The organism is Pseudarthrobacter sp. DSP2-3-2b1 (genome assembly GCF_049895945.1).
Taxonomy (GTDB): Bacteria; Actinomycetota; Actinomycetes; order Actinomycetales; family Micrococcaceae; genus Arthrobacter.
Window position 1 is genome coordinate 131,937 of record NZ_JAFCTI010000001.1, and the last position, 25,834, is coordinate 157,770.

General features: G+C 64.8%; 24 protein-coding genes and 1 pseudogene. 13 read left to right on the forward strand and 12 right to left on the reverse strand.

All coding sequences use genetic code 11. From position 1 onward, the window contains the following. Positions 1-56: 56 nt before the first annotated feature. The gene (glpX, locus tag ACP7AX_RS00480; protein WP_181365305.1) at positions 57-1,079 is read right to left on the reverse strand and encodes a class II fructose-bisphosphatase; all 1,023 of its coding nucleotides are present in this window, start codon (positions 1,077-1,079) and stop codon (positions 57-59) included. Positions 1,080-1,297: 218 nt separating this feature from the next. Between glpX and ACP7AX_RS00485 the strand changes: the two genes are divergently transcribed. The 5 genes and pseudogenes from ACP7AX_RS00485 to ACP7AX_RS00505 all read left to right on the forward strand — a co-directional run bounded on the left by ACP7AX_RS00485 (position 1,298) and on the right by ACP7AX_RS00505 (position 6,639). Then, complete coding sequence (locus ACP7AX_RS00485; protein WP_131682096.1) at positions 1,298-1,978, forward strand: DUF4245 family protein; 681 nt, start codon at positions 1,298-1,300, stop codon at positions 1,976-1,978. A gap of 9 nt (positions 1,979-1,987) precedes the next feature. Beyond that, entirely contained in the window at positions 1,988-2,602 is a 615-nt protein-coding gene (locus ACP7AX_RS00490) for a carbonic anhydrase (RefSeq protein WP_131682097.1), read from the forward strand. Positions 2,603-2,678: 76 nt separating this feature from the next. Beyond that, positions 2,679-4,097, forward strand: a pseudogene (locus ACP7AX_RS00495) (class II fumarate hydratase); the annotation flags it as partial. 152 nt (positions 4,098-4,249) lie between these two features. Beyond that, positions 4,250-4,915, forward strand: a complete 666-nt coding sequence (locus tag ACP7AX_RS00500) for a TetR/AcrR family transcriptional regulator (protein ID WP_426224978.1) — start codon at positions 4,250-4,252, stop codon at positions 4,913-4,915. Next, the gene (locus tag ACP7AX_RS00505) at positions 4,912-6,639 is read left to right on the forward strand and encodes an MDR family MFS transporter (RefSeq protein WP_426224979.1); all 1,728 of its coding nucleotides are present in this window, start codon (positions 4,912-4,914) and stop codon (positions 6,637-6,639) included. Before ACP7AX_RS00500 ends, ACP7AX_RS00505 begins: the two co-directional genes overlap by 4 nt. 435 nt (positions 6,640-7,074) lie before the next feature. Here ACP7AX_RS00505 and ACP7AX_RS00510 read toward each other — a convergent pair whose 3' ends face one another. Together ACP7AX_RS00510 and ACP7AX_RS00515 are read right to left on the reverse strand one after the other, a co-directional pair. Continuing rightward, positions 7,075-8,424: a DUF222 domain-containing protein gene (locus ACP7AX_RS00510; protein WP_426224980.1), complete on the reverse strand. Its 1,350-nt coding sequence runs from the start codon at positions 8,422-8,424 to the stop codon at positions 7,075-7,077. A gap of 266 nt (positions 8,425-8,690) precedes the next feature. Next, a complete protein-coding gene (locus ACP7AX_RS00515; protein WP_426224981.1) occupies positions 8,691-9,248 on the reverse strand; it encodes a prepilin peptidase in 558 nt (185 codons plus the stop codon). A 61-nt stretch (positions 9,249-9,309) separates the two neighbouring features. On the opposite strand from ACP7AX_RS00515, the gene ACP7AX_RS00520 reads away from it, so the two are divergent. Together ACP7AX_RS00520 and ACP7AX_RS00525 are read left to right on the forward strand one after the other, a co-directional pair. Then, positions 9,310-10,104: a hypothetical protein gene (locus ACP7AX_RS00520; RefSeq protein WP_426224982.1), complete on the forward strand. Its 795-nt coding sequence runs from the start codon at positions 9,310-9,312 to the stop codon at positions 10,102-10,104. 37 nt (positions 10,105-10,141) lie between these two features. Continuing rightward, complete coding sequence (locus ACP7AX_RS00525; protein WP_131682103.1) at positions 10,142-10,789, forward strand: GNAT family N-acetyltransferase; 648 nt, start codon at positions 10,142-10,144, stop codon at positions 10,787-10,789. Positions 10,790-10,954: 165 nt separating this feature from the next. Here ACP7AX_RS00525 and ACP7AX_RS00530 read toward each other — a convergent pair whose 3' ends face one another. Continuing rightward, the gene (locus ACP7AX_RS00530) at positions 10,955-12,382 is read right to left on the reverse strand and encodes a PhoH family protein (RefSeq protein ID WP_131682104.1); all 1,428 of its coding nucleotides are present in this window, start codon (positions 12,380-12,382) and stop codon (positions 10,955-10,957) included. A gap of 258 nt (positions 12,383-12,640) precedes the next feature. Continuing rightward, the gene (locus ACP7AX_RS00535; RefSeq protein ID WP_131682450.1) at positions 12,641-13,402 is read right to left on the reverse strand and encodes an isoprenyl transferase; all 762 of its coding nucleotides are present in this window, start codon (positions 13,400-13,402) and stop codon (positions 12,641-12,643) included. 215 nt (positions 13,403-13,617) lie between these two features. Between ACP7AX_RS00535 and trhA the strand changes: the two genes are divergently transcribed. Then, positions 13,618-14,280, forward strand: coding sequence for a PAQR family membrane homeostasis protein TrhA (trhA, locus tag ACP7AX_RS00540; RefSeq protein WP_131682451.1), 663 nt, complete (start codon positions 13,618-13,620; stop codon positions 14,278-14,280). Between the two features lie 33 nt (positions 14,281-14,313). Here the strand turns inward: trhA and ACP7AX_RS00545 are convergent, their stop codons facing one another. Together ACP7AX_RS00545 and mca are read right to left on the reverse strand one after the other, a co-directional pair. Next, positions 14,314-14,643 carry a hypothetical protein gene (locus tag ACP7AX_RS00545; RefSeq protein WP_131682105.1) on the reverse strand — a complete coding sequence of 110 codons (330 nt, stop codon included), beginning with the start codon at positions 14,641-14,643 and terminating at the stop codon, positions 14,314-14,316. Positions 14,644-14,758: 115 nt separating this feature from the next. Further along, on the reverse strand, positions 14,759-15,664 hold the full coding sequence (gene mca, locus ACP7AX_RS00550) for a mycothiol conjugate amidase Mca (RefSeq protein WP_426224983.1): 906 nt from the start codon (positions 15,662-15,664) through the stop codon (positions 14,759-14,761). Positions 15,665-15,878: 214 nt separating this feature from the next. Here mca and ACP7AX_RS00555 point away from each other — a divergent pair, with 214 nt between their 5' ends. Continuing rightward, positions 15,879-16,325 carry a DUF4307 domain-containing protein gene (locus tag ACP7AX_RS00555; RefSeq protein ID WP_131682107.1) on the forward strand — a complete coding sequence of 149 codons (447 nt, stop codon included), beginning with the start codon at positions 15,879-15,881 and terminating at the stop codon, positions 16,323-16,325. 163 nt (positions 16,326-16,488) lie between these two features. Further along, complete coding sequence (greA, locus tag ACP7AX_RS00560) at positions 16,489-16,983, forward strand: transcription elongation factor GreA (RefSeq protein ID WP_131682108.1); 495 nt, start codon at positions 16,489-16,491, stop codon at positions 16,981-16,983. A gap of 29 nt (positions 16,984-17,012) precedes the next feature. Here the strand turns inward: greA and ACP7AX_RS00565 are convergent, their stop codons facing one another. From ACP7AX_RS00565 to ACP7AX_RS00580, 4 genes are read right to left on the reverse strand one after another with little or no spacing between them, the layout of a single operon-like run. Beyond that, the gene (locus tag ACP7AX_RS00565; protein WP_426224984.1) at positions 17,013-17,630 is read right to left on the reverse strand and encodes a rhomboid family intramembrane serine protease; all 618 of its coding nucleotides are present in this window, start codon (positions 17,628-17,630) and stop codon (positions 17,013-17,015) included. Between the two features lie 8 nt (positions 17,631-17,638). Then, positions 17,639-18,877 (reverse strand): threonine ammonia-lyase, encoded by a 1,239-nt coding sequence (gene ilvA, locus ACP7AX_RS00570; protein ID WP_426224985.1) that lies wholly within the window; start codon positions 18,875-18,877, stop codon positions 17,639-17,641. 3 nt (positions 18,878-18,880) lie between these two features. Beyond that, positions 18,881-20,218: an AI-2E family transporter gene (locus tag ACP7AX_RS00575; RefSeq protein WP_426224986.1), complete on the reverse strand. Its 1,338-nt coding sequence runs from the start codon at positions 20,216-20,218 to the stop codon at positions 18,881-18,883. A gap of 50 nt (positions 20,219-20,268) precedes the next feature. Beyond that, complete coding sequence (locus tag ACP7AX_RS00580) at positions 20,269-21,240, reverse strand: aldose 1-epimerase family protein (RefSeq protein WP_426224987.1); 972 nt, start codon at positions 21,238-21,240, stop codon at positions 20,269-20,271. A gap of 143 nt (positions 21,241-21,383) precedes the next feature. Here ACP7AX_RS00580 and ACP7AX_RS00585 point away from each other — a divergent pair, with 143 nt between their 5' ends. Genes ACP7AX_RS00585 through galK form a run of 3 tightly spaced genes read left to right on the forward strand, consistent with a single transcriptional unit; the run spans position 21,384 to position 24,635 of the window. Beyond that, the gene (locus ACP7AX_RS00585; protein ID WP_426224988.1) at positions 21,384-22,208 is read left to right on the forward strand and encodes a DeoR/GlpR family DNA-binding transcription regulator; all 825 of its coding nucleotides are present in this window, start codon (positions 21,384-21,386) and stop codon (positions 22,206-22,208) included. Positions 22,209-22,263: 55 nt separating this feature from the next. After that, positions 22,264-23,436, forward strand: a complete 1,173-nt coding sequence (gene galT / locus ACP7AX_RS00590; protein ID WP_426224989.1) for a galactose-1-phosphate uridylyltransferase — start codon at positions 22,264-22,266, stop codon at positions 23,434-23,436. A 20-nt stretch (positions 23,437-23,456) separates the two neighbouring features. Next, positions 23,457-24,635 (forward strand): galactokinase, encoded by a 1,179-nt coding sequence (gene galK / locus ACP7AX_RS00595; RefSeq protein WP_426225287.1) that lies wholly within the window; start codon positions 23,457-23,459, stop codon positions 24,633-24,635. Between the two features lie 102 nt (positions 24,636-24,737). On the opposite strand, the gene ACP7AX_RS00600 is transcribed toward galK, so the two are convergent. Next, on the reverse strand, positions 24,738-25,661 hold the full coding sequence (locus ACP7AX_RS00600) for a Bax inhibitor-1/YccA family membrane protein (RefSeq protein WP_426224990.1): 924 nt from the start codon (positions 25,659-25,661) through the stop codon (positions 24,738-24,740). Positions 25,662-25,834 lie beyond the last annotated feature (173 nt).

The window sequence follows — 25,834 nt, forward strand, 5'->3', positions numbered from 1 at the left end:
AGAGGCCCCGGATCCGTGTGGATCCAGGGCCTCTGGTATTTACGGCCGGGGGCCGGTCAGTTCTTGCGGGCGTAGCCCTCCCACTTGCTGGCCTGGTGCTCGCCGTCAACAAAGCGGATGGTGCCGGACTTGGAGCGCATCACGATGGACTGCGTCAGGACCGTGTTCTTGGAGTAGCGAACACCCTTGAGGAGGTCGCCGTCGGTGATGCCGGTAGCCGCGAAGTAGCAGTTGTCGCTGGAGACGAGATCGTTGGTGGAGAGCACGCGGTCCAGGTCGTGGCCGGCGTCGATGGCCTTCTGCTTCTCGTCATCGCTGGTGGGCCAGAGGCGGCCCTGGATAACGCCGCCCAGGGACTTGATGGCGCAGGCTGCAACGATGCCTTCCGGCGTGCCGCCGATCCCCATCAGGGCGTCAACGCCGGTACCGGAACGGGCTGCGGCGATAGCACCTGCGACGTCGCCGTCCATGATGAACTTGGTGCGCGCACCGGCTTCGCGGATCTCTTCAACCAGCGGGCGGTGGCGGTCGCGGTCCAGGATCATGACGTTGAGCTGGTTGACCTTCACACCCTTGGCCTTGGCGATCAGGTGCAGGTTCTGCTTCACAGGGAGGCGGAGGTCAACCATGTCGGCGGCTTCCGGACCCGTAACGAGCTTCTCCATGTAGAAGACGGCGGAGGGATCGAACATCGAACCACGCTCAGCCACGGCCAGAACAGCAAGGGCATTGTTGATACCCAGCGCGGTCAGGCGCGTTCCGTCGATGGGGTCCACCGCGACGTCGCACTCGGGGCCGGTGCCGTCGCCAACGTGTTCGCCGTTGAACAGCATGGGTGCTTCGTCTTTTTCGCCTTCGCCGATGACCACAACGCCGTTGAAGTGGACGGTGCCAAGGAACGAGCGCATGGCGTCGACGGCGGCGCCGTCGGCTTTGTTCTTATCGCCGAAGCCCACCCAGTGGCCACCGGCGATGGCCGCGGCTTCGGTGACGCGGACAAGTTCGAGTGCAAGGTTGCGGTCCGGCTCGTCGATTCCCACAGCCAGGGACGGGGAAATCGTGGAATACTGCTGGGTCATGGGCGTAGGTGACACGTAAACCTCTTCTTCGAGTGGCGATCATTGGACCCGCTCGGCCGGATTCAGCCATGCGGTGATTCCTCTGGTACTGATCATAGTCGCGGCGCCATCTTCCGGGCGCGCCATGACGCGGCCCCGCAACATGGGGCCTTCGCCGGACTGCCGTTCCCGAATATGAGTTGAGTCCGAACATGCGCGACTATAGAGGGGTGAGCGAAATGCAGGAAAAAACCAGCCCCGGACCAGATCCCACCGACTCCGGACGCCAACACGGGGATGTCAACGCGGGTGAACCCGGCCCCGTACGCCCCGTCATTCCGGCTGCCGCCGCGAAGCGGGCCAATGCATCCGTGATCGGCATGGTCATTGCCCTGCTGGTCAGCATCGCCGCATTCCTGCCCATCGTCTTGATGAATCCGCTTCCCAAGAGCGACGGCTTCCGGCCGGAGATCAACGTCAGCGAGGTGGCCCGGAACGCCACCGATGTGGCCGGATTCACACCGGTGGCACCGGATACGGGCAACACGTTCACTTCCAACTACGCACGCTGGGAGTCGGGCACCGGCAGCGGCGTCCCCACCTGGGAAGTGGGCTTCCTGACGCCCAAGGAGTCCTTCATCGGCCTGGTCCAGACCCGTCAGCCCAACCCCACCTGGCTTGTCCAACTGACCAAGAGCGCCCCCGTCACAGGAACACGCAGCGCCGGCGGCCAGGAATGGGAACTGCGGGACACGGGCAAAGGCGAGAAGTCCATGGTGCTTGAGTACCGCGGCACCACCGTTGTCCTGACGGGAGTCGCGCAGCTGGACGAATTCGCTGTCCTGGCCGCCGCCGTCGTGAAGTCCATGGAGGGCAGCCCGGCCGTCACAGTTTCACCCTCCGCCAGCACCGCACCGTAAAGTAGGCGCGTGGCTACCTACCTCACCCCTGCACTTGCCTGGCGCCGTCTGCGCGAAGGCAACGAACGTTTTGTCAACGGCGAGTCCTCGCACCCGAACCAGGATGCTTCCCGCCGGTCCTCACTCGTGGAGAACCAGCATCCGTTCGCCGTAATTTTCGGCTGCTCCGACTCCCGGCTCGCCGCTGAAATCATCTTCGACCTTGGCCTCGGCGATGCCTTTGTGGTTCGCACAGCCGGCCAGGTCATTGACGACGCCGTCCTGGGGTCTTTGGAGTACAGCGTCAGTGTTCTGGGCGTTCCGTTGATCGTGATCCTGGGACACGACAGCTGCGGAGCAGTCAGCGCCACCAAGGATGCCGTGGAGACCGGGCAGATGCCGACCGGCTTCATCCGGGACCTCGTCGAGCGGATCACCCCCTCGGTGCTGACGTCCCTGCGCAATGACCAGCACGAGGTCAATGACATGGTGGTGGAGCACACCAAGCAGACTTCCCAGCGCCTCGTGGACAGCTCCCGTGTGATTTCGGACGCAATCGAAAAAGGCCGGGCGGCCGTCATCGGTCTCTCGTACAGCCTCGTCGAAGGCAGGGCGAACGTGGTTTCAGGCATCGGCGAGCTCTAACCACCCACTCACGCGCCGCCCGTAGCATGCGGTTCACGGTTTTAGCCCCGGCTGCCAATCGCCCTAAGCTAGCCCCATGACTTCCACTGAAGAATTCCGCATTGAACACGACACGATGGGCGAAGTCCGCGTCCCCGTGAACGCCCTGTACCGTGCACAGACGCAGCGTGCAGTTGAGAACTTCCCCATTTCCGGCAAGACCCTGGAGCGCGCCCACATCGAGGCGCTCGCCCGGGTCAAGAAGGCTGCTGCCCAGGCCAACGCTGAACTGGGAGTGCTCGACGGCGAGCTCGCCAAGGCAATTGCAGACGCTGCCGATGAGGTAGCCGCCGGCAAGTACGACGGTGACTTCCCGATCGACGTCTTCCAGACCGGTTCCGGCACGTCCTCGAACATGAACACCAACGAGGTTATTGCCGAGTTGGCCAGCCGCGCGCTCAAGGCCGCCGGAAGCGACAAAGTTGTCCACCCGAACGACCACGTCAACGCCTCGCAGTCCTCCAACGACGTCTTCCCCACGTCCGTTCACGTTGCCGCCACCTCGGCCCTGATCAACGACCTCATCCCGGCACTGGGCTACCTGGCCGAGTCGCTGGAGCGCAAGGCCGTGGAGTTCAAGGACGTCGTCAAGTCCGGCCGCACCCACCTGATGGACGCCACCCCGGTCACCCTTGGCCAGGAATTCGGCGGCTACGCAGCCCAGGTCCGTTACGGCATCGAGCGGATCAACGCCTCGCTCCCCCGCGTTGCTGAAGTACCGCTGGGCGGCACGGCAGTTGGCACCGGCATCAACACCCCCGCCGGCTTCCCGGAGCGCGTCATCGAACTGCTGGCCACCGACACCGGGCTCCCCCTGACGGAGGCCCGCGACCACTTCGAAGCCCAGGCAAACCGAGACGGCCTCATCGAAGCGTCCAGCCAGCTGCGCAACATCGCGATCTCCTTCATGAAGATCAACAATGACCTCCGCTGGATGGGCTCCGGCCCCAACACCGGCCTTGGCGAAATCGCCATCCCGGACCTGCAGCCGGGCTCCTCGATCATGCCGGGCAAGGTCAACCCCGTCATCTGCGAGGCATCCATCATGGTCTGCGCACAGGTGATCGGCAATGACACCGCCATCGCCTGGTCCGGCACCAACGGCGCCTTCGAACTGAACGTGGGCATCCCGGTCATGGCCGCCAACCTGCTCGAATCAGTCCGCCTGCTGGCCAACACCAGCCGCGTCATGGCCGACAAGATGATCGACGGCATCACCGCCAACGTGGAGCGCGCCCGGTTCCTGGCAGAGGCTTCGCCGTCCATCGTGACTCCCCTGAACAAGTACATCGGCTACGAAAACGCCGCCAAGATCGCCAAGAAGGCTGTCGCTGAAGGGCTCACCATCCGTGAGACCGTCATCTCCATGGGGTTCCTGGAGCGGGGCGAGGTCACCGAAGAGCAGCTGGACACCGCGCTGGACGTTATGTCCATGACGCCCCCCCCCCACTTGGCCTTATCTCCGCCGGTCCGCCGCGGCCCCCCACCCTTCGGGGTTTGGGGGGGGGGCCGGCGTCGTTAACTCGGTTCTACCCGTTCCCATGCGTGTCGCATTCGGCGCGTCGATGAAAATTGCACTCAGGCTGAAATAGTGCAAACATATACTTTGTGAATGAAGGTGCAGTTATAGAAGGCGGGCTCCGCGAGCGTAAGCGCGCGGCGACGCGGGCGGCGATCACCGCCGTCGCGAGGAAACTGACCGCCGAACGGGGCCTGAACGGTTACACGGTGGAAGAAGTGTGCGAGCAGACGGACATTTCCCGCCGAACGTTCTTCAACTACTTCCCCACCAAGGAAGACGCCATCCTCGGTCACGTGGATGACGAAATTCCGAAGGACGTCATTGACGATTTCATTGCCGGCGGCGGGTCAACCGAGCCGGGCGAAGTTTCCCCCACTCTGTTCCAGGACCTGATCGTCCTCTCCCTGAAGCTCTCCGAGAACATGGCCGCCTCCGAGGAGGAGACCCGCCAGCTGATCGGCGTCATCAAGAAGGAACCCCAGCTGATGCTGAGGATCATCGGCGCCACTGAGGAACGCGAGGCCGAATTCGCCCGGGTGCTGGCCCTCCGTGAAGGCGTCGCCCCTGAGCACCCCGTGGTCCAGATGGCAGTGGTCCTGCTGGGAAACATTGCCCGCAAGAGCAGCTGGACCTATTTCTCCGACGGCAATACGCGCCCCTACCGCGAGCTGCTGCTGGAGAACATTGCCGCCGCACGCCAGCTCTTTTCCCAAAACTTTGAAGAACCCGTACCCGCAGAAGGACACTCATGAGCACCACTGTCAGTCCCCAGGCAGCGGCCGGGCCGCTGCTGCTGACCCAGAAACGCATCTGGATCATCTTCTCCGCGCTCATTGCCGGCATGCTGCTCTCAAGCCTGGACCAAACCATCGTTTCCACGGCCATGCCCACCATCGTGGGAAAGCTCGGCGGCGTGGAGCACCAGGCGTGGATCACCACCGCGTACCTGCTGGCCACCACCATCGTGATGCCGATCTACGGCAAGTTCGGTGACGTCCTGGGCCGGCGCAACCTGTTCCTGGTTGCGATTGCCTTGTTCACCTTGGCTTCGGTTGGCTGCGCATTGGCCACCGATTTCTGGGGCTTCGTCATTTTCCGCGCCATCCAGGGCCTGGGCGGCGGCGGGCTGATGATCCTCTCTCAGGCCATCATTGCCGACATCGTTCCGGCCAAGGACCGCGGCAAGTACATGGGCCCGCTGGGTGCCGTCTTCGGACTCTCCGCCGTCGCCGGCCCGCTGCTCGGTGGCTTCTTCGTGGACCACATGACCTGGGAGTGGGCTTTCTACATCAACATTCCCATTGGCATCGCTGCTTTCGCCATCGCCTGGTTCACGCTGACGCTGCCGAACAAGAAGGCTGAAAAGCGGATCGACATCCTTGGTGTTGTGCTGCTGTCCGCCGCCACCACCTGCCTGATCTTCTTCACGGATTTCGGCGGCAAGAAGGACGAGGGCTGGGACTCACCACTCACCTGGGCATTCGGCGCGGGACTTCTGATTTCCGCTGCTGCCTTCGTGATGGTGGAGCGCCGCGCCGAGGATCCCATCATTCCGCTGAGCCTGTTCAAGAACCCGATCTTCGTCAACGCAACAGCCATCGGCTTCACCCTGGGCCTGGGCATGTTCTCGGCAATCGCTTTTGTGCCCACCTTCCTGCAGATGTCCTCCGGCACGTCCGCCGCCGAGTCCGGCCTGTTGATGCTGCCCATGATGGTGGGCCTGATGGGCACTTCCATCTACTCCGGAATCCGGATCTCAAAGACCGGCAAGTACAAGATGTTCCCCATCCTTGGCGCAGCCTTCACCATGGCAGCCATGCTCTGGATGACAACGCTGACGGCAGCCACCCCCATCTGGGTCATCTGCGTCCAGTTGTTCATCTTCGGTGCAGGCCTCGGCCTGATCATGCAGGTGGTGGTTCTCGTGGTGCAGAACTCCGTGCCCGCCGATCAGCTCGGCACGGCCACCAGCACCAACAACTATTTCCGCGAAGTAGGCGCAGCCATGGGCGTGGCGGTCTTCGGCGCCATCTTCACCAACAGGCTGTCCGAATCCCTCACCACCGCGTTCACCGGGGCCGGCGCTTCTGCTGAGCAGGCGTCGCAGTCAACCAGCACCTTGGATCCGCAGGCCTTGAGTCAGCTTCCTGAGCAGTTGCGGGACGCCATCGTCAACGCCTACGCCGAATCCTTGGCGCCGGTGTTCTGGTACCTCATTCCGTTCATCGCTGTGGCCCTGCTGCTGGCCATCACACTCAAGCAGATCCCGCTCTCGGACACCGCCGGAATGGTGGCCCGCGGTGAAGCTGTGGGCGGGGAGGAAGCCGACCGGTTGGAGGCGGAGCATTTGGCCCTGCTTAACGGGAAGTCCGGGAAGATCTCTGCTGCCGGGCATGGTACTTCCGACATTGCTGATGCCAGCGGCTCAGCTGCCATAAAGGACGACGACGACGACCTGGTCTCCCAGCCTCGGTGACTGGTGCAGTGGGCTGACCGGAATGGCCGGTTCACCGGAGCAGCCGGTGGCCCGGGAACGGGGGAGCTGGCTTCCAGACCCACGCATTACCAAGCCCCTTAGGACCCAGAGATACGCAGTACCAAAAGACCTGCAGGACCTAGAGAGCCGCAGGACCAAAGGCCCGCAGGGGCGCCGCAATCTTGGGGGTTGCGGCGCCCCTGTTTTGCGTCCTGGCCGCCCATTCTGAATGTTCCGAGTCCTGAAGCATCCGCATACGGCGCCAGTGAACTGTCCTGAGTCGCGAGTCAAGGCACTTGGCTGGACCCTCATACCCTGGCGGGTTCCACAGGGGGTCTGCTCCTTCCTTGGAGCCGAATCCACTTCGGTGCGGAGTCCACCTCGTTCCGCTAACACCAGGAATCCGGGCTGAACCGTCTGCCGGAGGACACCGGATCAGGGATCTGGGAGTGGCCGTGCTTCGGCAGAGCTCGGCTGAAGGTCCGTGATCCACTCGTCTGGTAGTTGGGGTGGTTCCCAGTCGGGTTCTTCGGTGGCGTAGTGTCTGCCGGTGGGTGAGATCCAGCCTGGTGGGTGGTCTTTGGTGGCTGGTCCGGGTGTCCAGCCTCCGGTGTGCCTGAGCCGATGATGCCGTGGACACGGCTGGGAAAGGTTGCTGACGCCGGTGGTTCCGCCGTGGGCCCAGGCGAGCAGGTGGTCTGCTTCGTTGTCCAGGGAATGGTTGCTGCAGCCCGGGAACGGGCACTTCCCGTCCCGCATCCTGAGCCACTGGCGCTGGGCTTTGGTGACCCGGTAGCTGGTCCGGCCGATCTCCAACGGCGCACCATCCCGTGGGTCTATGAGGACGCGGTGGAAGGACTCGGCGCCTTCGGCGATGAGCCTGCGGGCCATGGTGATGGGGATCGGCCCGTACCCGTCCAAGTCTGCAGGCTCATCCGTAATTCCGAGGAGGGACATGATGGGGACGGTGAACAGGACCTGCGCCCGAGGGGAAGGGACACCCGTGGTGAGGCTGTCCTCAGCGCCGTCCAGGAGCCAGGTCGCGGCGGCGTCGGTCCGCAGCTGGGTCATGGTGCGGTCCTCGTCCGGGCCCTGCAACGCCCGGGCCGCGGCGGTGGTCCGGTTCCAGATGCCGGCGGCCTGGTCAGCGGGCAGGTACGCGGAGAGCCAGGCCATGCCGTCCCGGTCCGGACGGTATTCCAGCCTGCGGTCCGCCACGGACTTCAGGTGGCGTTTTTCGATGCTGACCGGGTGGTGGCGTTCCCGCCAGGTCCGGGCTTTCTGCCGGAACCGGGAGGGGATGAGTTCCCCGGCGGGACACCCGCGCGCCGGGTTGGGCGCCTCAGGGTCCAGGAAATGCGCCTCCAGTGCAGCCGCGCCGGTGGGGTCGAGGTTGGCGGTCTCATCCACCATCACCCGGGCATGCTGCCAGGAAATGGTCCCGTCCTGCAACGCCGACAGGGTCAACGGCAAAGCGGTGGTAAGTTCCAAGGATTCGGCCAGCAGGGCACCGGCGGTCCGCTCACCAACGGTCAATGCGCACGCGACCTCGGCGACCAACGACATTTCCTGAGCCGTGGCCTCCTGCGGTGACTGCCCCGGCGGGTCCAACGCTGCACAGACTTCGACCAGTTCCGCGAGGACCCGGACCTTCTCCGCCGCCGTCCGGGCCTCAAGCCGGGCAATCCCAACCAACCGGTCCAGGCAAAAATCCTTCCGCCGGCGCAACGGATCCGACGGGAACAAAACCTCGTCCAGAACCTCGTCCGCCGTCGTGCTTTCCATACCCCCATCATGCCGCGGGGCACCGACAATTAAGGTGCGGAGGAAGGCCTATGTGGATAACCTGGGAAACTGTTCCTTCAGCACAGCAAACGAGCTGGTGACCAGGTGGCCAACTCGCGTCAGCGTGAGCCCTATTGCGACCAAACAAACGCCGGCAAAGCCCGATCGGTCCGGGCACTTCCCGCCGGCAAAGCCCGATCGGTCCGGGTACTTCCCGCCGGCAAAGCCCGATCGGTCCGGGCACTTCCCGCCGGCAACTGCAGGCCTCAGGCGGGCAGCAACATGGCCGCAGCCGCGCCGGCGAGCATGAAGGGACCGAAGGGTATGGACGACTTCAGGGTGCCGCGCCGGGCCGCGAGCAGGCCTATGGACCAAAGGCCGCCCAGCAGGAAGGCCGCAAAGGTGCCGGCGAAGAGGTGGCCCCAGCCGAGGTAACCCAGGTACATCCCCAGGACTCCGGCCAGCTTCACGTCGCCGAATCCCATTCCCGGCGGGTAGACCAGCCGCAGGACAAAGTAGAAGACCCAGAGGACAGCTCCCCCGGCGAGTATGCGCAGTGCCGGCACGCCCAGGATCTCCGCACCGCCCTCAAATGCTGGCCCCTGCACCCCGGGACCGGCCACCACGAGGACGATGGCGGCCGCCACAAGCAGCACGCCAGCCACTGCGTAGGACGGGAAGACGATGCGGTTGGGCAAGAGGTGATGGCGCACGTCGATGACGGTCAGCCGGGCAGCCATGACTACAAAATAGAGGCACGCTGCCAGGACCAGCCAGAAGGCCAGCGGAGCCACGTCCCAAAGTTCGTCCAGTCGTCGGATCACCCCTCGGATGCTACTGGATTCCGGCGGTCCACGCCGCAGCGCTCACGCGTAAACTGTGGATATGTCGACATGGGACACCAGGCGCCGGCCGGACCCGGACAGCGGAGGGCCGCCCCAGGACCTGGCCACGGTGTTCCGGAATCTCTGCAGGTCCTCACCGTGGAAATGGCAGAGCCTCCGCTTCGAATACTGGGACGAGCCATTTACCGAGGCCCCCGAAGCCGACGCGCCGCTGGTCCGCGCGTGGCTGCGGAGGCCTGGCGCCCTCCGGCTGGAAACCCCTGACGGACTGGTCCTCCACAGCACAACCGGAATCAACGATTCGAAGGACGGGCTCTACATCAGCGCCACCCGGAAATCGTGGCTGCTTCCCCCGCAGCTGGTAGCGCCCGTTTACGACGACGGCGGGTTGGTCAGGCGCCGCCCTGAGGCCGCGTACGGCGAACCAGGCTTCGGTAACGGCCGCTTTTCGGCGGCACTGGATCCGGTGGAACTGGCCGGTAACGCTCCTGTCCCCCTGGAGTTTCCCGGGAACAACGCCGTGGAGGTCCACGAGGTACGGCGCACGGACCACGAAGGCCGGCCGGCTCTCGAAGCAATCGTCACACCCACGGCTGCCTACCGTCCGGCTGACCAGGCAGCGCCGCTGTGCCAGCCCGGCAGGAACCGGGTAAGGATCGATGTGGAAACAGCCGTGTGTGTGGCAAGCCAGTCTCTGGAAACCGCAACGCAGGATTATGGACACTGGCTTCGAATTGTAGCGGTGGACGAGTACATGCTGGATGATCTCTTTCTGGCGGAGTCCATGAACCTCACGGACGTGCGGCGCCACATCACTTGGGACATCTCCGCCTAAGCAAGGAGTGCGGAGGCCAGTGGGCTACGCTTCCCTGATGACCCCGCTGACTTCCCTCTGGCCCCTCTTCGACCTCACGCTGGCCACACCCCGGCTGGTGCTGCGGCCGATCACCGACGACGATATTCCTGCCGCGGTGGCAGCTGCCCGGAGTGGCATCCACCCTCCGGAACGGAATCCCTTCAGCATGCCTTGGACGGAACTTCCCGCCGAGGAACTTGGGCCCAATATGGCGCGCTGGTACTGGCGCTGCAGGGGCGGCTTTACCCCTGAGGACTGGACCTTGCTTCTGGGGATCTGGCACGAAGGTGAGTTCATCGGCTGCCAGGACATCGGCGCGAAGGACTTCGCAACGCTCAAGACCGTGAGCACGGGGTCATGGCTGCGGCAATCCCTGCAGGGTCAGGGCCTGGGCAAGGAGATGCGGGCCGCCGTCGCGCTTTACGCGTTTGACTGGCTGGGTGCCGAAGTGGCGGAGTCGGAGGCCGCCGTCTGGAACGCCGCGTCACTGGGAGTGTCCCGCTCCCTCGGGTACGAACTCAACGGTGTCGCCCGGAAGTCCTGGGGTGGCACCATAACGAAAGTCCAGAATGTCCGCCTCACGCCGGAACTCTTCAAGCGCCCGGACTGGACCCTAAATGTACAAGGCCACGAGGCAGCCGCCAAGTTGTTTGGGGCTGGCTGACCGATCGAGTCGGGCCCCGGGACTTCTCGTAGGAGCGCATCGCCGACCAAAGCGGCGCAAGGTCGCCCAGCGACCGTAGCGAAGCGGCGGGAGGTGTCAAAGCGACGGAGAAGGGCCGTGGCCCGACGAACGGAACCACGGCCCTTGGCGAACCGTAAGCCAAGGCTAGATCTCGGCGCCCTCCAGGAGTTCCGTTACCAGGGCGGCGATGGGCGAACGCTCGGAGCGGGTCAGGGTGATGTGACCAAAGAGCGGGTGTCCTTTCAGGGTTTCGACGACGGCGGCGATGCCGTCGTGCCGTCCGACGCGCAGGTTGTCGCGCTGGGCGACGTCGTGGGTGAGGACGATCTTGGAGTTCTGGCCGATGCGGCTCATGACGGTGAGGAGGACGTTCTTCTCCAGTGACTGGGCCTCGTCCACGATCACGAAGGCGTCGTGCAGGGAGCGGCCGCGGATGTGGGTCAGCGGCATGACTTCGAGCATGCCGCGGTCCATGACTTCCTCCACCACTTCCTGGCTGACCAGGGCGCCGAGGGTGTCAAAGACCGCCTGTGCCCAGGGGTTCATTTTCTCCGACTCGGAACCCGGGAGGTAGCCAAGCTCCTGGCCGCCCACAGCGTAGAGCGGGCGGAACACGATGACCTTGCGGTGCTCGCGGCGCTCCAGAACCGCTTCAAGGCCTGCACAGAGTGCCAGGGCGGACTTGCCGGTGCCAGCCCGTCCCCCAAGGGAAACAATGCCGACGGCGGGGTCCATCAGCATGTCGATGGCCAGGCGCTGCTCTGCAGAACGGCCATGCAGGCCAAAGACATCACGGTCGCCTTTGACCAGCCGGACCTGCTTGTCGGAGCCAACACGGCCCAGGGCGGAGCCGCGGTTGGAGAGAAGGACAAGGCCGGTGTTGACGGGCATCTCGGCAGCGGCCGGAATGAAGACAGGCTCGTGACCGTAGAGCGTGGAGACCTCTTCCTCGGTGGCCTCCACCTCCGCAATCCCGGTCCAACCGGAGTCCTTCACCAGTTCGTTGCGGTACTCGTCGGCGGTCAGCCCCATGGCGGATGCCTTGACGCGCATGGGCAGGTCCTTGGACACCACCGTCACGTTGCGGCCCTCGTTGGCCAGGTTCTTCGCCACAGCCAGGATGCGGCTGTCGTTATCGCCGCTGCGGAACCCGAGCGGCAGAACCTCCGCGGAAACATGGTTCAGTTCCACCATGAGGGTGCCGCCGTCGTCCCCGATGGGGATGGGTTTGCTCAAGCCGCCATGCTTGACCCGGAGATCATCGAGGAGCCGGAGCGCCTTGCGGGCAAAGTAGCCCAGTTCGGGGTCATGCCGTTTTCCCTCAAGTTCCGTGATGACAACGATGGGAACAATGACTTCGTGCTCGGCGAAGCGCAGCAGCGCCCGCGGATCCGAGAGCAGAACGGACGTGTCAATAACGAAGCTGCTAATGGTGGCTTCCCTTCCGGAGACAGCAAAACCGGCCGCAGACTGTTCGTCTGCTGCACCGGTTTGGGGGATAACTCGCGTGGCGCGAGAGGTAGCTTTCTGTCCCTCGGAAACGACCTCGGGCAGTAGTTCAGAAGTAGCCACATCGACTCCAGCCCCGGGCGTACGCCCGGAATTGTTATTGGTGAGGCGGTTCGGCCGTGAGGCCGGATCCGGCCTCCCATACAACCGGTGCGAAAATTCGCTCCATGTACTGGCCTCCCCGAACAGCCGGCGGTTTTGCCTGCTGATGGTTACAACGTAAATCCACAGCCAATAAATTCCCCTTTCATCCGTCGGCGATTCTTGTTGCCGGCCGGTAAATTCCGGATGAACGGCGCCGGCTGACGGCGGCGCGGCGGCTCAGGTTCCGAAGCGGCGCTGCCTGCCGGCATAGTCCCGCAGGGCGCGAAGGAAATCGACCTTGCGAAAGGCCGGCCACAGGGCTTCGCAGAAATAGAACTCGCTGTACGCGCTCTGCCACATGAGGAACCCGGACAGCCGCTGCTCCCCCGAGGTCCGGATCACCAGGTCCGGATCAGGCTGGCCCCGGGTGTACAGGAAGCGGGAAATGTCATCCACGGACAGGGTGTCCGCGAGCGCCGAAATGTCCGAACCTTTGGCCACGGCGTCATGAAGCAGTTCGCGCACGGCATCGACGATTTCCCGGCGTCCGCCGTAGCCCACCGCAACGTTGACGTGGATGTTTTCGTGCACCGGCGTCCGTGCGGTCAGGTTGTTCAGGCGCTCCGCCAGGTAATCGGGAAGGAGTTCGGGCGCACCCATGGCGTTGACGGAAATGTTGGCGTCCTCGTCGAGGCGGTCCAGGGTGTTGGCGATGATCCCCATCAGCAGGTCCAGCTCTTCCGAGGAGCGGCTCATGTTGTCGGTGGAGAGCATGTAGAGCGTGACAACCTTGACGCCCAGCTCCTGGCACCAGCCGAGGAATTCGTGGATCTTGTCCGCGCCCGCCTGGTGGCCCTGGCTGGTGGGGGCGTTGAACTGCTTGGCCCAGCGGCGGTTGCCGTCCACCATCACACCGATGTGCCGGGGAATGCGGTCACCGGCGAGGTCCCTGAGCAGCCGCCTCTCGTAGAAGCCATAGAGGAACCCGGGCAATTCCACGGGGAGATTCACCTGACTTCCGTAGCTGTTCGACGGCATTGCACATCCTAGGCTACCGTCCGGGGCAGGTACGGGGGCGCCAAAGCCCACGCCAACGCCTCGACTTTCTTTGTTACTCGTTGGTAACTTACGGCGCCGAAGGTTATTCTGGTGGGATGAACAGCCAGACTCCTGACGGCCACCGCGCCACCGGATCGGACCGCGGACAAAGCCCCATGGATGACGCAGCAGTCCGGCTTGCAGAGCTCCTGACCATCAAGCCCAAGTGGCGGGGCTGGATCCACACCATCACGGCGCCCCTGGCCTTGGCTGCCGGCATCGTTTTGGTGGTCCTGGCGCCGACCCTCGACCGGAAAGTCACCTCGGCCATTTACGCTGCCACCGGGGTCCTGCTCTTTGGCATCAGCGCCATCTACCACCGGGGCAACTGGTCCCCCGGGGTGAAAATCGTCCTGAAGCGCCTGGACCACACCAACATCATGCTGGTCATCGCCGGCAGCTACACGCCCCTGGCATGGTCGCTGCTGGAGCGGCCCAAAGCAGTCCTGCTGCTCTGGGTCATCTGGTCCGGCGCGATCCTGGGGGTGCTGTTCCGGCTGCTCTGGACCGAAGCCCCGCGGTGGCTGTACGTGCCCATCTACATCGCCCTGGGCTGCGGATCGCTCTTCTACCTCCCGGAGTTCTTCGCGGCGAGCGTTCCGGCGGCCATCCTGATCTGCGCCGGCGGAATCCTCTACATCACCGGGGCGGTGTTCTATGCCCTGAAGAAGCCCAACATCAGCTACGAGCACTTCGGCTTCCATGAGCTGTTCCACGCGCTGACGGTGCTCGCGTTCGGAGCCCATTTCGCCGCGATCCTCATCGCCGTTCTCAGCTGACGGGGTCACTCGCATAACTTTCGGTTTGGCGCGCTAGTCTTTCGGGCCGGGCCGGTTCGTGTCGGAGCCGTCCAGGGCGCGGCCCTCGACGCCGTCCTCCACCGGGTGCCGTTCCTCGTCAGCTTCAATGTCAGCCGCCTCGGCTGCCGCCTGCCGTTCTTCCTCCACCTGGGCGCGGTACCGGACGCGGCGGATGCGCCGGACCATATCCACAATCAGCAGCGTGGTGGCCAGGACGAAGAAGGCCGTCATGATAAAGCCCCACAGGCCGGGGGTGATCTGGTCCTCCGTGATGCCCTCGCGCAGGCCGGGAGTGGGCAGCGGCGAGGGCGTGGTGGCCAGGGCGAGGAGCAAGTGATGCACGGTTCAAACCTTCTGTGGAAACTGATGGGCAGCCGGGGCCGGGTTCCCGGACTTGGTCCACGGGACCAGGATCACCGGACTGCTTTTCTACACGGCATAGAACAACCTGCCGCATCTATCTTAGCCCGGCAAACAGGTCCTTCTCCGGGAATTCAACGGGAACCCGGGCCTCGATCAGCGAGTAATCCTCCCATGGCCACACCTTGCGCTGCAGCTCGGGTGAAACCGCGAAGAAGAACCCCAGCGGATCCACCTGCGTCCGGTGTGCACGGAGGGCGTCATCGCGGGCTTCGAAGTAGTCCCCGCAATCGATCTGCGTAGTAGTGGGGTGGGTGCCCGGCGGCGGGGTGTGGCCCTCGGCATCCGTCTCCAGCCACGCGGCCAGGCGCTCGGCGTAGGGGGACTGCAGGCCGGCTTCCTCGAGGGCGAAGTGCAGCGCCCGGAACCGTTCAGGACTGAAGGCACGGTCGTAGTAGAGCTTGCTGGGAAGCCAGGCCTTTCCAGCGTCCGGGTAGCGGTCCGGATCGCCGGCAGCTTCGAAAGCCTCCACCGCTACCCGGTGCGCCATGATGTGGTCAGGGTGCGGGTATCCCCCGTTTTCGTCGTAGCTGATGATCACCTGCGGCTTGAAGTCCCGGACCAGCCGCACCAAAGGTGCCGCCGCGCGGTTCAGCGGCTGGAGGGCGAAGGATCCTGCCGGCAGCGGCGGAAGCGGGTCCCCTTCGGGCAGCCCCGAATCGGCGAACCCGAGCCAGCGCTGCTTGATACCCAGGACCTTTGCGGCCTGTTCCATCTCCAGGCGCCGGGCCCCTGCCATGTCCCGCTTGGGGTGCGGTTCACTTTCCATGGCGGGGTTCTGGATATCGCCGCGTGCTCCGTCAGTGCAGGTGGCCACCATAACCTCGACGCCGGAGGCGGCATACATGGCCATGGTCGCTGCACCCTTGCTGGACTCGTCATCCGGGTGCGCGTGTACGGCGAGCAGCCGGAGCGGAGCCGGCGTTTGAGTGGACGCTGTCATCGGGGGACGGCTCCTTATTCTTCTGTGGCCGCCGGGACGGACATCGGGCTGATCGTGACTGACACTACTGACTCAGAACTGAAGGGGACGGCCCTGGCTGCGGTGCCGGGGCTGAGCGCCGGCGGGACGGACTGCCGGCGGAGCGGACGTGCACCAGCCGGGCCAGCGAAACGGACCGGCCGGCCGTGGACCGGATCCGAACTAAACTGGATTGGTGACTACCCAGGATCAGCCCACAGTGTCCCCGCCTGCAGACACTAGCCTAGCCAATCGTTATGGCAGTAAAAAGCAGCCCCTTCCCCGCGCAGCCAAGCGTGGCATCGCCATAGGTGCGCTGGCAGCCGGGATCGGTTTTATGGCCTGGGTTTCCACGTCCTCAGCCGTCTCCGACGTGACCTTCAAGGACATCGGCTTCAGCACCATCGACGCCACCGCGGCCGAAGTTGATTTCCAGGTCACCCGGGAGCCTGGTACCGCCGTCAAATGCGCCATCAAGGCCCTGGACTCCAAGTTTGCTGTGGTGGGCTGGAAAGTGGTTGACATCCCGCCCGGCGAAGCGGATGCAACAGCCGACGGCGGCAGGACCGTTTCCCAGCGTGTGGCACTGAGGACGGAGTCACTATCGGTTTCCGGTGTGGTGGACAGCTGCTGGATTCCGTAAGCCGCCCTGAAAATGTGATCTGCAACGCTTACCCGTTGGGATAAATCCACAGTATTGACTACAATGAGTCAATACCCTTTACCCCGCTGAGCTGGTTACTGAGTTCCACAAGTGGCCACCGTGGCGGGGTCTTTTGCATGTATCACCACTAGAGGAGAAGTCCGTGTCTACCACCAACAGCGCGCCTGCAGCCTGGCTCACCCAGGAAGCTTTTGACCGCCTGAAGGCAGAGCTGGACCACCTTTCCGGCGCTGGCCGTGCGGATATTGTCCAGAAGATTGAATCTGCCCGCCAAGAGGGCGACCTCAAGGAAAACGGCGGCTACCACGCTGCCAAAGAGGAACAGGGAAAGATCGAAGCCCGGATCCGTCAACTGACGGCCCTTCTGCGGGACGCCCATGTAGGAGAAGCCCCGGCCGACGACGGAATCGTTGAGCCCGGTATGCTCGTCGTCGCGAAGATTGCCGGCGACGAAGAGACCTTCCTGCTGGGATCCCGCGAAATCGCCGGCGATTCAGATCTGGACGTTTTCAGCGAAAAGTCACCCCTCGGGGCCGCAATCGTTGGCCACAAGGAGGGCGAGAAACTCAGCTACACCGCCCCGAACGGCAAGGATATTACGGTGGAGATCCTCTCCGCCAAGCCTTACGTGGGCTGAAAGCCCCAAGCCTGAAAACGCCGGCCCCGTCAGGGGGCCGGCGTTGTTGCGTTGGCCGGGCGCAGCAGCAGGGCGGCAAGCAATCCGCCCACTGCCCCACCGAGGTGCGCCTGCCACGAGACGTAGCTGCCCATGATTGGCAGCACACCCAGCAGGATGCTGCCGTAAACCATAAACAGCACCACGGCGAGAAGGATCTGCCGCCAGCTGTGGTTGAAGAATCCGCGGACCAGGAGGAAGGCGAACAGCCCGAAAACCAGGCCCGAGGCACCCACGGTGATGCCGCCGTCGCCAATCAGCCACACGGTCAGCCCGGAACCCAGCCAGCTGAACGCGAGGGCCGTGAGGAACACCCGGAGGCCCGAAAGGAACACCAGGAAACCGAAGACGATCAGCGGCAGTGCATTGGACAGCAGGTGGTTCAGGTTGGCGTGCAGCAGCGGGAAGGTGAGGATGTCCAGCAGGCCGTCAGCGGACCGGGGTCTGAGCCCGAAGGTCCGGTTCAGTGCGTGCAGGGTCAGCATGTTGAAGACTTCGATTACGAAGAGCAGGACAACAAACCCGCCTGACACCAGCAGCCCGCCCCGCGCCCGTGAGGCCGTGGTTTCCCTGCTCCGGGGCTTTCCGTCCCCTAATGCGTCCAGCATGGCTGCTCCTAATGCACCACGATGGGTTGGAAGCCCTCCGCACGGAGGGCCCCCAGGACCTGTTCGCAGTGCTCGTGTCCTTTGGTTTCCAGGTTTACGGTAATGGAGACATCGCCCATGCTGATGGAGCCGCCTACGCGGGTGTGGTCCAGGCCGGTCACGTTCGCATCGTTCTCGGCGATGATGCGGGCGATGGTCGCCAGCGAGCCCGGCCTGTCGTCGAGCATCATCCGCACGGTCATGTAGCGCCCGGCGGCGGACAGGCCACGCTGGATCACCTTCAGCATGAGCATGGGATCGATGTTGCCGCCGGACAGGATTACGGCCGTGGTGCCGGGATTCTCGATCTTGCCGTCCATGAGGGCAGCCACGCCCACAGCACCGGCGGGTTCGACCACCATTTTGGCCCGTTCCAGCAGGAAGATCAGGGCACGTGCCAGGGAGTCTTCACTGACCGTGACAACATCGTCCACAAGTTCGCGGATGATGCTGAAAGGCAGCTGACCGGGACGTCCCACGGCGATGCCGTCAGCCATGGTTGAGACCTTCTTCAGCGGCACGAGGGCGTCCGCGGCCAACGACGGCGGATAGGCCGCCGCGTTTTCGGCCTGGACGCCGATGATCCGGATCTCACGGCCCAGCTCCCGCGCCCTTGCCTTCACGGCTACGGCTACACCAGCAAGCAGGCCGCCGCCGCCAACGCCCATCAGGATGGTGTCCACGTTGGGGATCTGCTCGAGGATCTCCAAGCCAATGGTGCCTTGGCCTGACACCACGTCCACGTTATCGAAGGGGTGCACAAAGACCATGCCGGATTCGTCGGCGTAACGCTGGGCCTCGGCGAGGGCCTCATCAACGTTGTGGCCGTGGAGGATCACTTCAGCGCCATGGCTGCGGGTGGCTGCGAGTTTGGGCAGGGCCACACCCAGCGGCATGTAAATGCGGGCTTTGATGCCGAGGCTCTTGGCGGCCACAGCAACACCCTGGGCATGGTTACCGGCCGACGCCGCAACCACACCACGTTTTTTCTCCTCAGGCGAGAGTTTCGCCATCCGCACGTAAGCACCGCGGACCTTGAACGAACCGGCCCGCTGCAGGTTTTCGCATTTGAAGTAGACCTCGCCGCCCACCAAGGCACCGAGCGCCCGCGAAGATTCCACGGGAGTCCGCATAATAATTCCCTCGAGCAGCTTCTGCGCCTCCAGGACATCGTCCAGCGTGACGGGAAGGGTATCGAGGGTGTTCACTGACTATTCTCCTTGGGTGGATTCGGCTCCTGCGCCCTGGCCGGTGGTGCTGGCCCGAACGTCCGGGGTGGTTGCTTCCGCGCTGGTTGCGGCTTCCTTGCCGCGGCCGGATCTGCTGCCTGGTAACCGGACGTCCTTGATGGTGGTGTCAGTGTCCGGTCCATGCGCCACAGGCCCTACAGACGTTGCCAGCACTTGTTCATGTTCCCACGTTCTGGCGGCGATGTAGCGAATCGCTGAGTTTGCTACGGCGAGGATAGGTACCGAGAAAAGGGCACCGGGGATGCCCGCGAGGTAGGAGCCGGCCGCCACGGACAGGATGACGGCCACGGGATGCAGGGCCACCGCCTTGCCCATAACGAGGGGCTGCAGGATGTGGCTCTCGAGCTGCTGGACCAGCAGGACGATGGCCAGCATGATGAGGGCGTTGACCGGTCCGTTGGCCACCAGGGCAAGGAGGACTGCCACGGCTCCGGTCACCAGTGCTCCCACGATCGGGATGAAAGAGCCAATAAACACCAGCACGCCCAGGGGCAGTGCCAGGGGAACGCCGATGATGGCGGCACCTGCGCCGATGCCCACGGCGTCAACAAAGGCTACGAACATTTGGATCCGGGCGTAGCTGACCATCGATGCCCAGCCCTTGCGGCCGGCGCCGAAGGTTGCGGCGCGGGCCTTCCGGGGCAGCAGCCGGACCAGGAACGCCCAGATCCGGTCACCTTCAAGGAGGAAGAAGATTGTCACGAACAACGCAAGGACCAGGCCAGCGGCGAAATGCCCGGCGGTGCTTCCAAAGGAAAGGGCGCCGCTGAGGATGCTGCTGCTGTTGTTCTGCAGGGCGGCTGTGCCCTCCTCCAGATACTGGTCGATCTGCGCAGCCGTCAGGTGCAGGGGACCATCGGCGAGCCAGCCCTGGATCTGCTGGATCCCGGTCAGCGCCTGGCTCCACAGTTCGCTGAAACCGGCAACAAGTTGCCGCCCCACCAAGGCCAGGGAGCCCGCAATGAGGCCGAGGAACCCCACCACGGTGATGGCCACGGCCGCACCGTTGGGGACGCTCCGCCGCCGGAGCCAGCCGACCACCGGGCTCAGCAGGCCAGCCAGGAGGGCGGCCACCATCACCGGGATGATCAGGAAGCTGATCCGGCTGAGCAGCCAGACCAGGGCACCGGCCACCAGCAGGATCAGGCCGATGCGCCAGGCCCACGAAGCAGCGATCCGGACACCATAGGGAATGTCCTGGTCAAGTTCCCGGTCGCCCCGCACTCGCGGCGGACGGGTCAGACCAACCGCTGGGACGGCGGTCGATGGTGATGGGGTGGCATCCTCGGCTGGCGTCATAGCCTAATACTTCCTCAGCAACGTCCCTTATGCGAAACGGCGGGTTGGGATCATGGCTGGTCCAGGACGGCTCTGTCCAGGACCGCGCTGATTCCCCAGGAGATGCCAAAGGATTCACCCGCCGGGAGCCACCGCAGCCCGTCACCGGAGTTAAAGGCGTTGGCCGGTCCGGTCATCGGCTCGATCGCTACCGCCCGCTCATCGCCGGGGAGCTCGGTAGTCACAAAAACATGGACATACGTGCAGGACTCGTCCTGCCACAACGTCACACTGCGGCCGTCCGGTGCGCTCAGCGTGTGGCGGGCGGTCCCGCCGTCGAACACCAGATCCGTCAGGGCGACATCGACGTCGAGGTCGCCCACCCGCTGGCCGGCACGGAAGTCGGTGTCCCCACTGACTGGTTCGGAGCTGCGCGGAATAAGCCGCCCGTCCGCCACCAACTGCGTGTCAGCAGCTACCGTCAGGATCAGATCGTCCACGGCCGTCCCGCCCAGCCGCAGGTACGGATGCGCGCCCAGGACGAATGGCGCTGGGGCCGCGGAATGGTTGATCAGGGTCTGGCGGACCTCCAGCCCGAGATCCTCAGCCAGGGAATACTTCACCCGGTGGCGCACCAGGAACGGGTAGCCATGTTGCGGGAAGACCGTAGCTTCGAGGGTTACTGAGTGCTCGGACTCATCCACCAGGTTGTAGGAGGCATTGCGGAGCAGGCCATGGCTGGCGTTGTTCCGCGAGACCTCCGTGATGTCCAGCTGCTGCTTCTTGCCGTCGAGGTACCAGAGCCCGCCCTCCACCCTGTTCGCCCACGGTGCGAGGGTGATGCCGGCGGCACCGGGCGCGATGCGGTCATCGCCGTAGGTTTCCGTCAGCGCCACACCTGCGCGGCTGTAGAGGCGCAGGCCGGCAGCCAGCTCGGTGACAACCGCAAGGGCGTCGCCCCTGCGGAGCTCGTACTGCCGTCCGGTGGCGTAGGTCTGAAAGCCTGCGGCGACGCCCGTGTCCGCACTTGGAATCGAAGTCATGAGCACCACCGTACAGGGACACCGGAACGTCCTGCCATTACAGACCGATGTTATCTTTTGTGTGAATCTATTTCTTTTTGAGCGGAATGTGGGATGATCATTGAGGACACGCCGCCCGACGACCCAGCCCGAGGAGGGACACCATGTTGGCAGCTCAACGCCAGCACCTGATCCTCCAGGAGCTGATGGACGCAGGTACTGTCCGGGTGGCAGCCCTGGCGGCCCGCCTGGACGTTTCCGAAATGACCGTCCGCCGGGACATTGACGCCCTGGACGCCGGAGGTCTGCTCCTGCGCGTTCACGGCGGGGCGGCCCGCACGGACAGCTTCAGCGCGCTCGAGCCCGGCTTCGCCGTCAAATCCACCCGGGAACTGGATGCCAAGGCCGCCATCGCCGCGGCAGCCCTGGACCTGATCAGGCCGGGCATGACGGTGTTCCTGTCCGGCGGCACCACAACGTTCGAGCTGGCCAGGATCCTTCCCCGCAATCTGGGGATCACCGTGGCCACCAACTCCATCATGGTGGCCCACTCGCTTGGGTCCGGAGAACCGGCCACGCCGGCGGGCGAAAGCGACGTCAACGAAGGCCAACCCCGCGATGGCATCAGGATCCTGATCCTGGGCGGTGAGCGAACACCCTCGGAGGCGCTGGTGGGGCCACTGGCCGCGCAGGCCGCCAAGGCCATCGCCGCAGACCTGTGCTTCATGGGCGTCCACGGCATGGACCTGGAAGCCGGCATCAGCTCCCCGAACATGCTCGAAGCAGAGGTGAACGCCGCCATGATCGCCGCCTCCGGGAAGCTCGTTGTCCTCGCCGATGCCACCAAGTACGGCGTGGTGGGCCTGGCCGGCATCGCGCCGCTGGCCGCCGTCGACATCCTTATTACGGATCAAGGGATAAGCGCCAACGCCGCAACGTCCCTCCGCGGCGCGGTCCGCCAACTCCGCATCACCCCGGAAGCCGCTTAGACCCATCAGCCACTAAAGCCGGGCTTGTTCCGGCAACAGCACCCGAAGGAACGCAATGACAAGTATCACCAGCACCAACCTTGCCGACGGCCGGGAGCTGATCTATTTCGACGACGCCGATGTCCCCAAGCCGCGCACGGCGGAAACCACCACCGACCTCAGGCCCCTGCCGGAACGCGGCGAGCCCGGCGAAGTCCGCTTCGATGCCCTCACGGACGAATGGGTGGCCGTGGCAGCGCACCGGCAGACCCGCACGCACCTGCCGCCCGCAGACCAATGCCCCATCTGCCCCACCACCGCCGCCAACCCGTCGGAGATACCGGCGCCGGACTACGACGTTGTGGTGTTTGAAAACCGATTCCCCTCGCTGGGCCCTGCCTTGGGCCCGGTCCCAACAGCTCCGGAGTGGGGCACCACCGGCCCGGCCTACGGACGCTGTGAGGTGGTGGCATTCACCCCCGAACACACCGGCTCGTTCAGCGGTTTGGGCGAGGCGCGCGCGCGGACCGTCGTTGAGGCCTGGGCACAGCGCACGGCCGCGCTCAGCGCCCTCCCGGGCATCAAGCAGGTTTTTCCTTTCGAAAACCGGGGCGCCGATATCGGGGTCACCCTGCACCACCCGCACGGCCAGATCTACGCGTACCCCTACATCACACCCCGGGCCGGTGTCCTCGGGGCCGCGGCGCGGAAATTCTACGATGGGGCCGACGGCAGGCAGACCCTCACGGGTTCGCTGCTGCGGGCGGAACGGGAGGACGGAAGCCGGATGGTGCTGGAGGGCGAAAACTTCAGCGCCTACGTGCCCTTCGCCGCACGCTGGCCCCTGGAAATCCACCTGGTTCCGCACCGCCAGGTGCCTGACCTTGCAGCGCTGAGCGGGGAGGAAAAGGACGAATTGGCCCACGTCTACCTGGACCTCCTCAAGAGGCTCGATGCCCTTTACCCGACGCCCACGCCCTACATCTCCGCGTGGCACCAGGCACCCCTCGATAACCTCCTGCGTCCCGCCAGCTACCTACACCTCCAGCTGACCTCGCCCCGCCGGGCAGCGGACAAACTCAAGTACCTCGCCGGTTCCGAGGCCGCGATGGGCGCTTTCATTAATGACACCACTCCCGAAAGCGTCGCTGAACGGCTCCGCGCCGTGACCGTACCGGACTCCGCACCGTCCCCAGCTACCATAATTGCCGCCCCGCTGGCGGCCCAGACCGAAGGAGCCCACGCGTGAGCCACGCCCCCCACCCGGAGGTGACGCCGGCCCCGGCGGGCGCTCCGGACCGTTCCCCTGCTGATCTTGCAGCCCGCTTCGAACGGGAGTTCGGCAAGGCTCCCGACGGCGTCTGGCAGGCACCGGGCCGAGTCAACCTGATCGGCGAGCACACCGATTACAACGAAGGCTTTGTGCTGCCGTTCGCGATCGACAGGACAGCCAGGGTGGCCGTGTCCGTCCGGCCGGACTCCGTGGTGCGGCTCCTGTCCACCTACGGCGACCACGGGATGGTCAGCGCCGATGTCACTGCGCTGGATGCGGCCTCCGCCAAGGGCTGGACGAAGTATCCGCTGGGCGTTATGTGGGCATTGCAGCAGCGCGGCATCGCGGTCCCGGGGCTGGACCTGCTGCTCGATTCCAATGTCCCCCTTGGCGCCGGGCTCTCCTCCTCCCATGCCATCGAGTGCGCTGTCATCTCGGCGCTGAATGAGCTGACCGGGGCCGGGCTGGAGCCTGAGGAGATGGTCCTCGCAACCCAGCGCGCGGAGAACGACTTCGTGGGCGCCCCGACCGGCATCATGGACCAGTCCGCATCACTGCGCGGCGCGAAGGGCCACGCGGTGTTCCTTGACTGCCGTGACCAAAGCGTCGAACTGGTTCCCTTCGAGGCAGAGCCCGCCGGCCTGGTGATGCTGGTGATCGACACCAAGGTCTCCCATTCGCATGCCGACGGCGGCTACGCCTCGCGCCGGGCCTCCTGCGAACTCGGGGCGGAGGTGCTGGGCGTCAAAGCGCTCCGGGACGTCAAGAGCGGCGATCTCGCGGAAGCCAGCGGCCTCCTGGATGAGGTCACCTACCGGCGGGTGCGCCACGTAGTGACCGAGAATGAGCGTGTTCTCCAGACGGTGCAGCTGCTCGCCACCGAGGGGCCAGGCGCCATCGGAGCACTGCTTGATGCCAGCCACGCCTCCATGCGGGACGACTTCGAAATATCCTGCCCGGAACTGGACCTGGCCGTGGCCACGTCCCGCGCCAACGGCGCCATCGGCGCCCGCATGACCGGCGGCGGGTTCGGCGGGGCGGCAATTGCCCTCACCCCGCTGGCCGAGGAGCAGAAGGTGCGGGCCGCCGTCGAACGCGCCTTCGCGGAGGCAGGCTACAAGGCTCCGGAAATCTTTACTGTGACCCCTGCCGCCGGGGCGATGCGCCTGCAGTAGGGCTTTCACCGTGAAAAGGAGAGGGTCCCCGCCGTGCAATGAGCACTGGCGGGGACCCTCTACTTTGTTGAGGAATTACGACGGCGGATGCCGCCTTGGGTGCTAGTCCTCGCCGCGGAGGATGGCCAGGACGCGGATGATCTCCACGTACAGCCAGACCAACGTGACGGTCAGGCCGAACGCTGCGGTCCAGGAGAAGCGCTGGGGTGCGCCGGCCTGGACGCCGGCTTCAATGCTGGTGAAGTCCATCACCAGGGAGAAGGCGGCGAGGCCGATGGCGAGGATGCCAATAACTACCCCGATGATGCCGCTGCGCAGGCCGAACGGTTCCGAGGTCAGGCCAGTCATCATCATGACCAGGTTCACCACGGAGAACAGCGCATAGCCAACCAAAGCGATCATGAAGAACTTCATGGCCTTGGGCGTGGCGCGGACCTTGCCGCTCTTGAAGAGGAGCAGCGTCACGGTAAACACGGACAGGGTGCCGATGACGGCCTGCAGGCCGACTCCCGGGTACATGGTGTCCAGGACGCGGGTCAGGCCACCGAGGAAGAGGCCCTCAAGACCGGCGTAGCCAAGGATCAGCGCCGGGGAGGGCTGCTTTTTGAACGTGTTGACGAGTGCCAGGACGAAGCCGCCGAGCGCGCCGACAATCATGAGCAGGGACGCAAGGCCCATGCTGACGAACATGGTCACGGCGGCGCCGACGAGAAGAACGCCGAGGCAGGCCGCCGTCTTGACGATGACGTCGTCGTAGGTCATCCGGCCGGTGTCCGCGGGACCCGCAGCCGGCTGGTTGTACATCTGCTGGAGCTGCTCGTCAGTCATGTTCTGCTGCTGGCCCCAACCGCCCTGCCCGTCCATGACCTGGCCGGGCGCGCGGCCGTATGACTGCTGGCCGTAGGGCTGCTGGCCGTACGGCTGACCGTACTGTGCCTGTCCGTAGGGCGCCTGCGGGACAGGCGGCGCCTGCGTTGCTCCACGGAAATTCTTTCCGTTGAAGATCGGGTTTCCGCCAAGTGCCATTGCTGGTGTCCTCCAAATAAGGGATCGATACGTGAACTCAACCTTCACGTTACCAATTTCCACGTGCCTGCGCTCCAATAAGTTCCCGGTTCTCCGGCGCTGAAACCCAACCGTGATGCGGGGAAAGCCCTGCGGCGGCCTTCCGTGGGAGCGCCGCCGATCAAACGAGGGCA

What these genes read in the sequence shown, in the direction of transcription:
- ACP7AX_RS00520 (WP_426224982.1), top strand. Translation starts at nt 9,310, where the DNA reads ATGTCGACATGGGACACCAGGCGCCGGCCGGACCCGGACAGCGGAGGG.
- trhA (WP_131682451.1), top strand. Translation starts at nt 13,618, where the DNA reads ATGGATGACGCAGCAGTCCGGCTTGCAGAGCTCCTGACCATCAAGCCC.
- galT (WP_426224989.1), top strand. Translation starts at nt 22,264, where the DNA reads ATGACAAGTATCACCAGCACCAACCTTGCCGACGGCCGGGAGCTGATC.
- ACP7AX_RS00575 (WP_426224986.1), bottom strand. Translation starts at nt 20,218, where the DNA reads ATGACGCCAGCCGAGGATGCCACCCCATCACCATCGACCGCCGTCCCA.
- glpX (WP_181365305.1), bottom strand. Translation starts at nt 1,079, where the DNA reads ATGACCCAGCAGTATTCCACGATTTCCCCGTCCCTGGCTGTGGGAATC.
- ACP7AX_RS00525 (WP_131682103.1), top strand. Translation starts at nt 10,142, where the DNA reads ATGACCCCGCTGACTTCCCTCTGGCCCCTCTTCGACCTCACGCTGGCC.
- mca (WP_426224983.1), bottom strand. Translation starts at nt 15,664, where the DNA reads ATGACAGCGTCCACTCAAACGCCGGCTCCGCTCCGGCTGCTCGCCGTA.
- ACP7AX_RS00485 (WP_131682096.1), top strand. Translation starts at nt 1,298, where the DNA reads ATGCAGGAAAAAACCAGCCCCGGACCAGATCCCACCGACTCCGGACGC.
- ACP7AX_RS00510 (WP_426224980.1), bottom strand. Translation starts at nt 8,424, where the DNA reads ATGGAAAGCACGACGGCGGACGAGGTTCTGGACGAGGTTTTGTTCCCG.
- ACP7AX_RS00505 (WP_426224979.1), top strand. Translation starts at nt 4,912, where the DNA reads ATGAGCACCACTGTCAGTCCCCAGGCAGCGGCCGGGCCGCTGCTGCTG.
- ACP7AX_RS00585 (WP_426224988.1), top strand. Translation starts at nt 21,384, where the DNA reads ATGTTGGCAGCTCAACGCCAGCACCTGATCCTCCAGGAGCTGATGGAC.
- ACP7AX_RS00600 (WP_426224990.1), bottom strand. Translation starts at nt 25,661, where the DNA reads ATGGCACTTGGCGGAAACCCGATCTTCAACGGAAAGAATTTCCGTGGA.
- ACP7AX_RS00580 (WP_426224987.1), bottom strand. Translation starts at nt 21,240, where the DNA reads ATGACTTCGATTCCAAGTGCGGACACGGGCGTCGCCGCAGGCTTTCAG.
- ACP7AX_RS00565 (WP_426224984.1), bottom strand. Translation starts at nt 17,630, where the DNA reads ATGCTGGACGCATTAGGGGACGGAAAGCCCCGGAGCAGGGAAACCACG.